Source organism: Candidatus Nitrosotenuis chungbukensis (assembly GCF_000685395.1).
Lineage (GTDB): Archaea > Thermoproteota > Nitrososphaeria > Nitrososphaerales > Nitrosopumilaceae > Nitrosotenuis > Nitrosotenuis chungbukensis.
Genome location: NZ_AVSQ01000003.1, coordinates 35,054 through 47,950 on the forward strand (window position 1 = coordinate 35,054; position 12,897 = coordinate 47,950).

General features: G+C 32.6%; 14 protein-coding genes. 4 read left to right on the forward strand and 10 right to left on the reverse strand.

The annotated features are described in order from the left end of the window. Nucleotides 1–65: 65 nt before the first annotated feature. From NKMY2_RS01175 to NKMY2_RS01190, 4 genes are read right to left on the reverse strand one after another with little or no spacing between them, the layout of a single operon-like run. On the reverse strand, nt 66–971 hold the full coding sequence (locus NKMY2_RS01175) for an NAD-dependent epimerase/dehydratase family protein (protein WP_042683754.1): 906 nt from the start codon (nt 969–971) through the stop codon (nt 66–68). A gap of 48 nt (nt 972–1,019) precedes the next feature. Continuing rightward, nucleotides 1,020–1,442 carry a hypothetical protein gene (locus NKMY2_RS01180; protein ID WP_042683755.1) on the reverse strand — a complete coding sequence of 141 codons (423 nt, stop codon included), beginning with the start codon at nt 1,440–1,442 and terminating at the stop codon, nt 1,020–1,022. Nucleotides 1,443–1,481: 39 nt separating this feature from the next. Further along, nucleotides 1,482–2,573 (reverse strand): DegT/DnrJ/EryC1/StrS family aminotransferase, encoded by a 1,092-nt coding sequence (locus tag NKMY2_RS01185; protein WP_042683757.1) that lies wholly within the window; start codon nt 2,571–2,573, stop codon nt 1,482–1,484. Beyond that, nucleotides 2,542–2,979 carry a GNAT family N-acetyltransferase gene (locus tag NKMY2_RS01190; RefSeq protein ID WP_042683759.1) on the reverse strand — a complete coding sequence of 146 codons (438 nt, stop codon included), beginning with the start codon at nt 2,977–2,979 and terminating at the stop codon, nt 2,542–2,544. Before NKMY2_RS01190 ends, NKMY2_RS01185 begins: the two co-directional genes overlap by 32 nt. Before the next feature lie 86 nt (nt 2,980–3,065). Between NKMY2_RS01190 and NKMY2_RS01195 the strand changes: the two genes are divergently transcribed. Then, on the forward strand, nt 3,066–3,845 hold the full coding sequence (locus NKMY2_RS01195) for a glycosyltransferase family protein (RefSeq protein ID WP_238549730.1): 780 nt from the start codon (nt 3,066–3,068) through the stop codon (nt 3,843–3,845). Between the two features lie 107 nt (nt 3,846–3,952). Here the strand turns inward: NKMY2_RS01195 and NKMY2_RS01200 are convergent, their stop codons facing one another. From NKMY2_RS01200 to NKMY2_RS01220, 5 genes are all read right to left on the reverse strand, one after another. Then, nucleotides 3,953–5,446 (reverse strand): capsular polysaccharide export protein, LipB/KpsS family, encoded by a 1,494-nt coding sequence (locus NKMY2_RS01200; protein ID WP_042683760.1) that lies wholly within the window; start codon nt 5,444–5,446, stop codon nt 3,953–3,955. Nucleotides 5,447–5,512: 66 nt separating this feature from the next. After that, complete coding sequence (locus NKMY2_RS01205; RefSeq protein ID WP_042683762.1) at nt 5,513–6,673, reverse strand: DegT/DnrJ/EryC1/StrS family aminotransferase; 1,161 nt, start codon at nt 6,671–6,673, stop codon at nt 5,513–5,515. A 71-nt stretch (nt 6,674–6,744) separates the two neighbouring features. After that, nucleotides 6,745–7,602 (reverse strand): sulfotransferase family protein, encoded by an 858-nt coding sequence (locus NKMY2_RS01210; protein ID WP_076613359.1) that lies wholly within the window; start codon nt 7,600–7,602, stop codon nt 6,745–6,747. An 86-nt stretch (nt 7,603–7,688) separates the two neighbouring features. Continuing rightward, complete coding sequence (locus NKMY2_RS01215) at nt 7,689–8,735, reverse strand: N-acetylneuraminate synthase family protein (protein WP_042683875.1); 1,047 nt, start codon at nt 8,733–8,735, stop codon at nt 7,689–7,691. Between the two features lie 121 nt (nt 8,736–8,856). Continuing rightward, the gene (locus tag NKMY2_RS01220) at nt 8,857–9,312 is read right to left on the reverse strand and encodes a WxcM-like domain-containing protein (RefSeq protein ID WP_042683763.1); all 456 of its coding nucleotides are present in this window, start codon (nt 9,310–9,312) and stop codon (nt 8,857–8,859) included. A 107-nt stretch (nt 9,313–9,419) separates the two neighbouring features. Between NKMY2_RS01220 and rfbB the strand changes: the two genes are divergently transcribed. Genes rfbB through NKMY2_RS01235 form a run of 3 tightly spaced genes read left to right on the forward strand, consistent with a single transcriptional unit; the run spans nt 9,420 to nt 12,540 of the window. Then, the gene (gene rfbB / locus NKMY2_RS01225; protein WP_042683764.1) at nt 9,420–10,406 is read left to right on the forward strand and encodes a dTDP-glucose 4,6-dehydratase; all 987 of its coding nucleotides are present in this window, start codon (nt 9,420–9,422) and stop codon (nt 10,404–10,406) included. 24 nt (nt 10,407–10,430) lie between these two features. Further along, nucleotides 10,431–11,492 carry a glucose-1-phosphate thymidylyltransferase gene (locus NKMY2_RS01230; protein WP_042683765.1) on the forward strand — a complete coding sequence of 354 codons (1,062 nt, stop codon included), beginning with the start codon at nt 10,431–10,433 and terminating at the stop codon, nt 11,490–11,492. Between the two features lies 1 nt (nt 11,493). Then, nucleotides 11,494–12,540 (forward strand): glycosyltransferase family 2 protein, encoded by a 1,047-nt coding sequence (locus NKMY2_RS01235; protein WP_042683767.1) that lies wholly within the window; start codon nt 11,494–11,496, stop codon nt 12,538–12,540. Here NKMY2_RS01235 and NKMY2_RS01240 read toward each other — a convergent pair. Further along, nucleotides 12,537–12,896 (reverse strand): holo-ACP synthase, encoded by a 360-nt coding sequence (locus tag NKMY2_RS01240; RefSeq protein ID WP_042683768.1) that lies wholly within the window; start codon nt 12,894–12,896, stop codon nt 12,537–12,539. The genes NKMY2_RS01235 and NKMY2_RS01240 overlap by 4 nt on opposite strands. Nucleotide 12,897: the final 1 nt, after the last annotated feature.

Genomic DNA, 12,897 nt, shown 5'->3' on the forward strand with positions numbered 1-12,897 from the left:
TTGTGATAATAGTAGGTATTTTAATTTAGAGGTATACAAATTAGTAGTATCAATCTAATCTTAAACTATTTGCGCAATATTTGAGCGTCCATTACTTTTCTGATTCCGTCCTCAAGCGATATTTGTGGGTGATATCCTAAAAGTTTTTTAGCTTTTTCTATATTCGGAACTCGTTTTAATATTTCATTTCTGTTTCGTTGAGATTCTTCAAACGGAATAAATTTTATCTTACTTTTTGATTTAGTAATCGATATTATTTTGGTTGCCAGATCTTTGATGGAAATTGGTTCACTATTATTGCCTATGTTAAAAGTTTCTCCATCACCATCATTCAAAACTTTGGAAAAAGCATCGGATACATCAGACACATAACAAAATGATCTAATTTGGGATCCATCTCCATGAATCATGATATCTTGATTTGATAATGCTTTGTTAACAAATTCTGGTAAAACCCAATCGGTAGCTTGCTCATCTCCATACACATTAAAAAGACGAAATATTGTATAACGAAGTCCATAATTTCTTGAATATGCTTTAATGTATTCCTCAGCAGCAAATTTACTTATTCCATAGGTTGTAATCGGTATAGGCTTGTCATTTTCTTCAATTGGAATTTTTAATGGCTCACCATAAACTTCAGATGATGAGGAAAAAATTATTTTTTTCACATCGTTTAATCTGCAGGCTTCCAATACATTTTTTGTTCCACCTAGGTTGGTATCTAATGTCAAGACTGGGTTTTTTTCAGTATTTACAACTCCAAGTGTAGCAGCCAAATGAATCACATAGTCACAATTTTTTATTGAGTTTTCAACTAGTTTAGAATCTTTAATATCGCCTTGAATAAAATTAGTTTCAGAATTTCTTTTTTTAATGTCAAAAATTGTCATATTATAATTTTTTTCCAGTTTTTTTACTATGGCATGGCCAATGAATCCTGAACCGCCAGTTACAATAACGGAGGTTATGAAACTACACCTCTTATTTTAAATGAAGAAAATACATTAGTCATCACATCAGCCAGAATCAGGTCGGAGTTCATAAGTGTATTGAATTAATTTGAATCCTTTTTTCTTAAAGAAATTAATTAGTGATGTATTTTTTGGATTGCAGTTAGCAAGATATCTTTTTCGGGGATTTAATTTTAAAAGTATTTCATAACAATTATTACAAATTTGTTTCGTTGGAAAGCCTTTCCTAATATGAATTCCAATTTCATTTTGTTTTGTAAGATAAACAGAACCACATTTTTTACCATCATAATACGCAACATACCATTTAGAATAAGGTTTGGACATTACAAATTTTACATGTTCATCATAGGTAGGCATTTTGATGTGTGAGATGTTAACAATCGGATCCCTTTCTTCTAGAAGATCAAATAGAAATCGTAAATCTGATTTTTTGATTTTTTTTAACTGTACAGAAGTCAATTCCACATGCTGTTGTAATGTTTATTTTTTATATGTTTAAGTCAATTAATTAGAAAATTTATTAACTAATTTGATTATTGTCGTGACGTCTTCTTCAGATAGATTCGGATGGGTGGGAAGAGAAACAATTTCTTGTGCCACCTTTTCGGTTGTAGGTAAGTGTTCTTTTCTTCGATAAAGAGTCATCATATGAATTGGTTTGTAATGAATGCCCGTTTCCACTCCATTCTCGTACATTTCACCCATGAATTTGGTCCTATTTTTTACTCTAATCCAATAGAAATGATATGAAGAGTTCAAATCTAGTGGCATTTTTTTAGCTAGAGAGATTTCTGCAAAGTATCTTTTTGCTACTTCTTTTCTTTTTTTATTATTTTTTTCTAACTTTTTTAATTGTTCTATTCCAATTGCAGCAGAAAATTCATTCATGTAAAAATTCCATCCTAGCTGATCAACGTCATAAATAGAATTTTTTCTATTAGATATGCCGCACCATCGTTTTGATTTTAGTAACGGTTCAATAGATTCGGGTTGTGAATTAATTGTTATTGCTCCTCCTCCAGGAGTTGCAATGTTTTTTGCTGGGTGGAAGCTAAAACAGACTAGTTCTGAATGACTACCAATTTTTTTGTCGTTATATGATGTACCGGCCGCATGTGCGGCATCCTCTATCATATGAATACCGTGTTTTTCAGCCAAAATATTCAGCGAGTTGAGATCGCACGCCAAACCCGCAAAATGTACTGGTAGTATTAGTTGAGTTTTTTCTGTAATTACATCTTCTACGGCATGAGGATCAAGACACAAGGTATCAGGGTTTATTTCTGCAAATTTTGGTATGCCACCATTGTAAAGTATTGAGTGGGCAGTTGAAACAAATGAAAGGGATGGAAGAATTACCTCTTTGTTTTTTATGTCCATCATAGATAACGCCAAGTGTAATGCGGCAGTACCGCTATTCACAGCAATACAAGATTTTGAATGAACATATTTGCTAAACGACTGTTCAAATTTTTGGACAGAGCCAGTACCAGCTCCGGATGCCCAAAAATGACTATCTAGTACCTTCTTAACTGAGATTTGTTCTTGATCATCAATAACTGGATCAAATAGCTTTATTCTTTTTTTTGGTTTCATTATTCTTTAACTCAAACGTGTATTGAATTAATTTAAAATTATGTTTTTCAAAAAACTCCATAGATTCTTTATTCTTTGGATTAATATTTGCCAGGTATCGTTTTGTTGGACTTTTTTGTATTAGTATTTCAAGTGCCTTACTTCCTATTCCTTTATTTTGGAACTTTTGTAAAATCCATATACCAATTTCATTCTGAACCGTTATAGAAATCGAGCCTGCTCGTACAGAATTAAAATAGATAACATACCAACGTGAGTATGGAAAGGATTTTACAAACTGTTTATGCTCGTGATAAGTTGGTAAGCTTTTATGCGAAATAAAACTTTTAGGATTTCGTTCTTTAAGTAATTCGTAGAGAAATTTCGAGTCAGAGCTTTGAATTTTTCTTAATCTTATTCTAGCCATGTTTTAGCTTGGTAGTATGCTATATTTCATTTTTTTAATAAATCTCAACAGATTATAATTAATATCCTTTCAAGATAACTCAAATAGTGAACATTTATAATAAAACGGGCATAATTATTCAAGCTCGCACTGGTTCATCGAGATTTCCTAATAAGATTTTTAAAAAAATTAACGGCGTTACGGTCATTCAATCCCATGTAAATCAATTAAAACATTCCAAATTCTCAGACTGTTTAATTGTAGCAACTACTGACAAACGTGTAGACGATACAATAGTACAGTTTGCCATAGAAAATAAAATAGAATATTTTCGTGGAGATGAGAATGATGTGTTAGATAGATATTATAACTGTGCTAAGAAATTCATGTTATCTAACATCATCAGAGTTAGTAGTGATGCTCCCTTAATAGATCCAAAAATTTTGGATCAGACAGTGAAACATTATTTGAATGGCAATTATGATTATGTAAGTAATTTTTATCAGAAAACATTTCCAATTGGTACCGAAGTAGAAATTTTTTCATTCAATGCTCTGAAAGATTGTTGGAAATTAGCAAAAAAACCTTCAGAGCGAGAACATGTAACTCCATACATCTATAATAATCCAGAAAAGTTTTGTATCGGTTTTATTAAACATGATGAAGATCTTTCCAACCTACATTGGACTGTCGATAGAGAAGAGGATTTGACTTTTGTTAGAGAATTATATTCTCGTATATCAGATAGACCAATATTATTATCAAACATACTTGACGTATTAAATAAAAATCAAAATTTATTACAAATTAACTGCCATGTAAATCCCAACGAAGGATATCAAAAATCACTAAAAAAGGATCAAAGTGCTGAGAACGGTACATTATAGAGACAACGTATTTTGTCCTCATTACAATCATAGTTCAACATGAGCTCAGGTCATAAATGTATGATAAATCAAAATTTTATTACAATTTTAAGAAGCATCTTATCAGCTCATTTACTGTTAATTTTCTTCAAATGTTCAGATGCAAGGCCGGATAAGGATTCATAGTTATCATCCATGTACTTGGATAGTTTTTCATCTGTTATGTTGACATCGGTAAGAAATCCACCGTAAAAAAACTCAATACTAAAACTTAACTGTACTCCAGCAAAATCAAAATCGAATGAATTTTTTTCGGTGTTATTGATATATTCATTCAAATCTTTTGGGTTAATTTTTTTGTTAAGTGAATTTTTTATTACTTTGGAAAGGTCATCAACATTTTCTACCTTTGCCACTGAAGGAACATCTTCATACATTACGTTGCCTAAAACAACAGATGGTTTTCCATAGAATGCGGCCTCTAGGCCTGCAGTACCAGTTATTACTACAACCAGATCTACTTTTTCCAAAATTTCATCGCTTGGCATATTTATTGAAATTAGACGTACATTAGGAATATGAAGAATTTCTTTATAGAATGACAATTCTCTGTACCCACGGATATTCATCAACGGGTGCTCTTTTACTACGAGTGTATAATCGATAGGAATTGATTTAGAGATGTGCTTGATAACTTCTAGTTGGTTTGTAAGGAAAGGGGCATTTAATGTGTATGAGCCTTCTGGCTGTACATGTAATGGAAAAAAAATCAGATGCTTGTAATTATCTAGATTTTTTAAAGAATGTTTTTCAAGGTACCAAGATCTATACTTTTCCACCAGATTCAACCATATTGTAAAGAGAAGAGCCTGAATTCTGTTTCTGCCAAAGTAGGTGAAATATTCCGAATTCATATTTCTGTGCGATAAATATTTTAGAGCGGCTTTGATTAAGGCAACTTTGTTGGTCAAAAATTTACTTTTATAGTCCACTACTTCTTTGTAGAAATCTTTTTTCTTTAGATAAGATTGAAGTTCTTCAAAGCTCTTAAAATTATGGATTGATAAATCAGAATTATTATTCTTGGGCAGCTTGTCGTATTCTTCAGAAATTACACACCTTTTAGATAGTCCTCTTGCCAGACCTAAGAGCAGTATTTTGATTTTTAATTTTTTGCAAATCAGATAAAAAAGATAATCATAGTGGAACATAGGCATCTGTATAATAAGAAAATCTGGCTTTACATCAGACAATATCTTCTCAAAAAGCCTACATTCGTTTTCTAAAATACATAGAATCTCTTCTTTGGTGAATTTATGAAAAAAATCTACGTCTTTGGAAAAATATCTCTCATTGATTGCCAAATTCCACAAATTGACATCATATCTTTCTTCTATCTGTTTTAGATACTCCATATCTGGATTCTTTAATTTTTTAGATGCATGATCCTGAAAAAACCAAATGCTTTCAAATTTTACTATTTTTTGACTTTCTAGGAACTTTTTTTTGGCTACAGTGACATCGGCTATGGCATGTATTTCAAATTCACTTTGTTTTTTTATGAAATTAGCTAAGCAAAAATAAAGTAGATCGTCATTTATAAAGAAAAGTAATTTTTTCATTCGATAAAGTTCATCCTGAGATTAATAAAGTTAAAGAATTATTTGTGTTTATCAATATTTCTAACATCAGATATAGAGTTCAAAAAATTCCGATACGGAGTTTACGAGATAGTTTTTTTCTTCATCATTCATGTTTGGATATATTGGCAACGTCAACACCTTTTTAGATATCTGCTCGGTCACAGGCAAGTAACCCTCACCAAGGTTAAACCTTGTTTTGTAGTAATCGGTAAGATGAATCGGAGAAAAATAGACCTTTGAAAATATCTTTTTACTTATGAGAAATTTTTGCAAATCGTCTCTTGTTTTTTGATCATTAAGCATTATTGTATACATTTGATAGATGTTGTTATAATTATTAGAATCATAAGGAAATTTGATATGATCAGAGTATTTCGATAATTTAGACGAAATATATCGTGCGTTTTCTTTACGCATCATAATTATTTTATCCAATTTTTGTAATTGGCTTATTCCAAGTGCAGCGGTAATTGAAGACATCCTCCAATTATATCCTAAAGAGAGATATTCAGGATCAGAGGCATTATTAAAATAAGAAACGCGATCTAATCTTCCATGCGATCGTAGCGACTTTATTCTTTCATAAGTTTCTTTTGAATTAGTAACAATTGCTCCACCCTCACCTGTTGTCAATACTTTGTTACCACAGAAACTGAATATTGTAATGTCAGCAAAAGAACCGGTTTTTTTACCATTAACTGAGGAGCCTAACGCTTCTGCAGCATCTTCAATTAATGTAAGATTATTTTCTTTTGTAACATTGCTGATTTCAGATATTTTACATGACAGACCTCCATAATCCATTGGTATCACAGCTTTGGTTTTAGGACTAATTTTATTTTGAATTGATGCTGGATCAAGTCCAAAATTATTTTCTTCAATATCCGCAAATATGGGATTGGCATTAACAAAGAGTACAGAATTTGCTGTTGATATGAATGAAAATGACGGTACGATAACTTCATCGCCACTTCCAACTCCATACGCCAGTAATGCGGCGTGTAATGCGGATGTTCCAGAGTTTAATGTCAAACAATAATCACATCCAATGTAATCAGCTATCATTTTTTCAAATTCTTCAATTTCAGGACCTATTGCCCAATGCGTTCCTCGTTTGATAACTTTGGTTATTAAATTTACATCATCGTCATCGGTGTAAACTTTGTAAAGTGGTATAATCCAATCTTCAGGATTGCTTGTATTCATGATTTTTTTTCTAACTGCTACTATTTTTCCTTTCTTAGAAAGCGCAGCACGATATAACCCATCTTACAAAATTATGAAGTCCATGGCAAATTTCTAGCCAGAAGTTGTTGTAGTCTCTTAATATCATCATTATAGAATTCTATGAGAAAATTTTTATCAGATTCGTTCAACTTTGGCTTAGTTTTATTCAGATCCCTCAAACGTTTGTATGTTGATGTTCTAATACGTTCAGGCAGAAGAGAGTATCCTATTCTCTTTATTAGTGGATTTTTGAGAAATTTCATCGTGATTGGGTTAGGGGTATAGTATTCATTATATCGTTCATTTTTTACAGTTTTAATTACCATATTAGGTACTCCCAAAAACTCCAAAACCTTTCCGAGATGATAATTAATATCATTAAAGAACTCTTCATAAATTAATATTAACACTTGATGCGAGCCAAATTTTTTCAGATACCGGTCTACTTGATTATGGTATAAACCATATACTAATGGATTATCATGTTCTAGATTCATTTCATCTAATTTTTCCGCATCTTTGTGGATTTCCTCACTGATGGAGATTCCAGATTCAATTGATTTTGATAGATAGTGAGAGTATGCTCTATCAACGGGGTTTCTTAACATAATTATGATCTTTGCGTTAGGGATTTGTCGGTAAATTTTTTCGTGGGAGAGTGGATCTCTCAAGTATTGAACACTTGCATCTCCGATTATTTTTTCATCTTTGACATTTTTAAATAAATCCAAGTATTCCTCTTTTGTAAGAGATCTTTTGGGATTCAGTCCTCCAGGAATGGAGGAAAAATAAGCAGGCTCTTTTTCTTTTGGCAGGTAAATCCCAGGCTGTTGTTTTAGATAGGAGTAAAGAGAAGTAGTTCCAGATTTCATAGCTCCAACAATAAAAAAATTAGGCCAAATTTCCACGATATTATCACAAAAGTACTATATTAATTCTTAATTTAATCATGTTTTATTCTTACAATATTCGAAAGTCTTCAGCATATGAAAAATTATTCAAAGTGAATTATTCCATCTCCTTTTAAGACATTCTCTTTTGACTTTTTTCCGTTAACATTTTGTAAAAATCTAGCATCAAGACCACGAACTCTATTACCTGGCCTTAGAACATCAAAATTAATGCCTTCCACTAGCAAATCACCTTTTTGTATGTTGGTCAGCGCTTGCAATGAGCGTGTAGCAAATTGTTTTAGTTCCAATTCTTCTGGAAGTATTATTTTTTCACCATGTCCTTTTGCAAGTTCTGCTTTGCGTATTGTACTAATCATGAGTTTAAGTTCATCAGGACTAAGGGCAAACATATGATCTAGTCCAGATAATGTTTTATCTATTGTAAAATGTTTTTCTATTATTGTAGCTCCTAAGCCAATAGCTGTCAAAGGAGCAACAATTGGATCTATACTGTGATCTGAAAGACCCACAGGCAGGTTATAACGCGATTTTATTTTTGGAATGGTTGACAGATTAAGTGCTTCAATCGGACATGGATAACATGAGGTACATTGTAGTAAGGACACAGATGATTTGGAATTTTTCAGAATATTAACAGCAAAATCAATATCATCATAGGTACTTGCACCTGTCGAAACAATTACAGGTTTGTTTGTTTGTAAAAGATATTCCAATAATCGTACATGGTTAATTTCGTAAGAGGCAACTTTGTGTATTGATACATACGGATTAATTTCTTTTGCATCCCTAACAGAAAAAGGGGTTGACATGAAAAGTATGTTTTTTTTCTTTGCGTAATTATAGAGTTCCGGAATCATTTCATAGGGCATCGCGTTATTTTCAAAAAGCTCGTTAATTTCCACTGAAATTCCTTTTTTATCAAGATAGTCACTTTTCCCCGCATTATGAACATATGTTGTCTCAGAGCGAAAGGTTTGAAATTTAACTGCATTAGCCCCGCAGTCAGAAGCTATTTGTATTAACTTGAGCGCTTGTTTGAGATCTTCCTCATATGTTCCACATTTCCAGTTAGAGCCAGCTTCTGCTATAACAAAGATCTTGTCTGTATTACCTTGAAAAAAATCCAACAAAATACACAATAATCATGCAAATTTAAAAATTTGGAAATTAGAAATATTAAAAACACATTGAATTAAAGGTGAACGTTGTGATAGTGTGTTACAGACTGTTACTATGTTGACCTAAGTGTTACTTCTCGCTCCACTTTTTCCAATTATAATCATTAAATTCAACATTAATCATTTCATTGTCATTAGGTCTCCATGCAATATCAGCTAGTGCCAAGACGATAGATTTTTTGTCATTAATGTTAATGTGTGCAGACGGAGTTCCCTTAGGAATTGTGACCAAAATAGGACTATCTTCACTTGACTCGATTTCCTGATAACTTCCATCTTCACATTTAACGACAAAGACCACCTTTCCCCTTATACAAACAAAGAAGCTATTTCGTTTAGTATGAAGATGAGGTCCCTTAATTTCTCCTGGATTTACCGACGAGGCATAAACCATCTTAGGATCAGATTCGATTATGTTATCCCAATCTCTCCAAATGACAGTAAGTGAACCATTAACATGTCCATCTCGGGTATCTTTTGTATCATGTTTTTCTAATTTGATAGATTTTACAGTATTGTTTTGCATAAGTTATCAATACGAGTCATGTTATTAAATTCGTTACACTTTTGTGTGTTTGCCTGAAAGGTAATTAATGATCAAAAGATCAAACACATACGAGGCAACGTAATAAAATGAGGGTTTTAGTGACAGGTGGTTTGGGATTTATTGGAAGCAATTTTATTTTAAGAATAATTGACAAATATTCTGATTTTAGCATCATTAATCTCGATGCTTGCTTACCAGGATCTAATAAGCAGAATCTTAACGAGTTAAAAATTAAGAATTATTCATATGTTAAAGGAAACATAACCAATAAAAAATTAGTTGAAAGATTAGTCTCAAGAGTAGACGTTGTAATAAATTTTGCAGCCGAATCCCATGTCGATAGGAGCATCGTAAATCCTCGCCCATTCATAGATTCTAACATAATTGGTATTTACACTATTCTTGAAGCAATAAGAAAACACAAGAAAAAACTCATACAGATATCCACTGACGAGGTTTTTGGTAGCCTCAAATCCCAAAGTGCACACGAAAAATTTCCTTTCAATCCTTCCAGTCCTTATGCCGCATCTAAAGCATCAGCTGAAACATTGGTTAAATCATACACAACAACTTACGATTGCGATGCAATTATAACAAGATGCACTAACAATTATGGTCCACGACAGTCGCCGGAAAAACTTATTCCAAAAACAATATTACTTGCAGAGAAAAATAAAAAAATCCCAATATATGGAACCGGTAAAAATATCAGAGATTGGATATTTGTTCTAGATCACTGTGACGCAATCTTACGTGTCTTATTTAAAGGAAAAAAAGGCGAGTCGTACAACATCTCAGCCCAAAATGAGATCGATAATTTGACAATTGTAAAAAAAATCCTAAGCATCATGAAGAAACCAAAAGGTCTCATCCAATTTACAAATGATAGGCCGGGCCATGATTTTCGATATAGTTTAGATTCAAGTAAAATTTCCAGTAATCTAGGCTGGAAACCATCACATAGTTTTGAAGAAGGGCTCAAACATACAATAGAATGGTATCTTGAAAACAAAAAGTGGCGTAAAAATATCCCATCAAAAGAGATCAAGACGATTTCTTGGAAAACTAGATAAGATAATTAGGATCTTGAATATCAATTGAAAGGAATAATCTTACATGGTGGTCATGGAACCAGATTAAGACCACTTACTCATACAGGTCCAAAACAGCTTTTACCAATTGCAAATAAGCCAATGTCACAATATTGTTTGGAATCACTAGTTGATGCTGGAATTTCCGATATTGCGATAATTATTGGTGGCATAGGCTCAAACAAAGTTCAGGAATACTATGGGACCGGAGAAAATTTTGGTGCAAAGATAACATATGTCAACCAAGATCATCCCAGAGGCATCGCTCATGCAATACGATTGTGCAAGGAATTTATTGGAAATGATAAATTTGTTGTTTTTTTGGGAGATAACATATTAAAAAAAAGCATTGTAGAGTATGTTTCAAAATTTAAACAAACAGACGCCACTGCATCCATTTTATTGTGCGAAGTGAATAATCCTACACAATTTGGAATTGCGGATGTAAAAAACGGCATTATAACAAAGATTATGGAAAAACCAAAGAATCCACCTACAAATCTTGCTGTAACTGGAATCTATCTTCTTACTCCAACAATATTTGGCATAATTGATAGACTAAAACCATCTTGGAGAAATGAATATGAGATAACTGATGCTTTGCAGATGCTTTTGCAGGAGGGGCATAAGATCATCTACAACATGGTCACAGATTATTGGAAGGATACCGGTACGCCTCAAGACATAATTCATGCTAATGAAGTTATCTTAAGGAGTACAGAGCCTTACTTTCATGGAATAAAAGAAGACAATGTATCAACTATGGGCAACATTATGGTTGGGGAAGGAACTATAATTAAAAACAATTCAAAGATAATCGGACCTGTCATCATAGGTAAAGGATGTGTGATTGATGCAGCATCAATAGGTCCAAACATCAGCATTGGGGATAATTCAAAATTATCAAAATGTAGCATTGAAAACTCGATTATTATGTCAGGGTGTAACATTGATGGAGATTTTAAAATAAAAAATAGCATCATTGCTTTTAATTCAGAGATTACGATGACCGATAATACCGACAGCAAGATATTTCTTTTAGGAGAAGGAACGAAGATTTCACTTTAAATTGTCAGAAAACAAGCCATTAGTCAGCATAATAATTCTAAATTACAATGCAGGTGATTTATTGTTGGATTGCGTACAATCCGTGTTTAAAACAGACTATACGAACATAGAGTTGATTGTTGTAGATAATGCTTCAACAGACAGCAGTCACTTAAGATGTAAAGAGAGATTTCCCAACATAGTTTTGATAGAAAACAAAGGTAATCTTGGATACTGTGAGGGAAATAATGTAGGAATCAGACAAGCAGCCGGCGATTTCATAGCAATTCTTAATCCAGATACAATAGTTTCTCCAAAATGGTTGCAAGAATTAATTTCTGCATACCGGGAAGTTGGAGAGGGACTTTATCAGCCAAAGATACTTTCACTTTATGAAAAAAATGTAATACAGAGTACCGGAAACATGATTCATTTGTTTGGCTTTGGTTTTGCGCGAGACAAAGGTGTTTTAGATAGCAACCAACATAGTGAAATAGAACAAATAGGCTATGCATCCGGTACCTGCCTGTTTACATCAGCAAATGTACTCAAAAGAATTGGTCTTTTAGATTCATTTTTGTTTTTGTATCACGATGATCTTGATTTGGGTTGGAGGGCTGCACAAATGGGCATAAAATCATACTATGTACCATCTGCGATGATTTATCATGTAGAAAGCTATAGTCTAAAATGGAGCTCAAAAAAATTCTTTTGGCTTGAAAGGAACAGACGATATTGTTTGTTAACCCATTATTCTATGCATACTTATAAAAAAATGAAAATATCTTTGATGTTAGTTGAAATGATGGTTTGGTTATTCTATCTGTCAAAGGGGTTTCTCGGGGCAAAGATAAGAGCAGAGATGGATATTAAGAGAAATCGGAAGTACATTGAGAATCGATACAAGGAATTAGAAGAAAAAAAGACAGTACCAGATAAAGAACTGATAAAACTTTTTCCTGACGAGATTTTTGTTCCAAAAAATGTTTCAGGCCAAATAGGCAGCAATACCTTCAACTCGATTATATCTAGGCTTAGCAAGAGAGCCAAGCGTTCAATTTTATCCTAACTAGATAATTTTTCAGAAACTACCATTGCTATTGCAAGTTTTTGTTCGTGAGATATCGATATTAGAAAGGAGTATTTTGTTTTATTATTTCCTCTTAGATTTACAACCGGTTTAGATTTGGAATAAGATGTTTCAATATCCAGCATAGATATTCGGTCATCGATTGCTTTTTTTACTGCCTCTTTAATTGCAAATTTTCCAGCAAAGTGTTCATATGGGTTTTTGTACTTTAAGCAATATTGTATTTCAGATGGGAGAAATAACTTCTTATAAAAATTCGGTTTGGTCAAATACGGTATTTTTTTAAACTGATCCACATCCGCGATGTCGATTCCGATACCAATTTTTTCTAACATA

Coding starts and splice junctions, on each gene's coding strand:
- NKMY2_RS01185 (WP_042683757.1), bottom strand. CDS start 2,573: ATGAAACCAAAAAAAAGAATAAAGCTATTTGATCCAGTTATTGATGAT.
- NKMY2_RS01190 (WP_042683759.1), bottom strand. CDS start 2,979: ATGGCTAGAATAAGATTAAGAAAAATTCAAAGCTCTGACTCGAAATTT.
- NKMY2_RS01200 (WP_042683760.1), bottom strand. CDS start 5,446: ATGAAAAAATTACTTTTCTTTATAAATGACGATCTACTTTATTTTTGC.
- NKMY2_RS01205 (WP_042683762.1), bottom strand. CDS start 6,673: ATGAATACAAGCAATCCTGAAGATTGGATTATACCACTTTACAAAGTT.
- NKMY2_RS01220 (WP_042683763.1), bottom strand. CDS start 9,312: ATGCAAAACAATACTGTAAAATCTATCAAATTAGAAAAACATGATACA.
- rfbB (WP_042683764.1), top strand. CDS start 9,420: ATGAGGGTTTTAGTGACAGGTGGTTTGGGATTTATTGGAAGCAATTTT.
- NKMY2_RS01240 (WP_042683768.1), bottom strand. CDS start 12,896: ATGTTAGAAAAAATTGGTATCGGAATCGACATCGCGGATGTGGATCAG.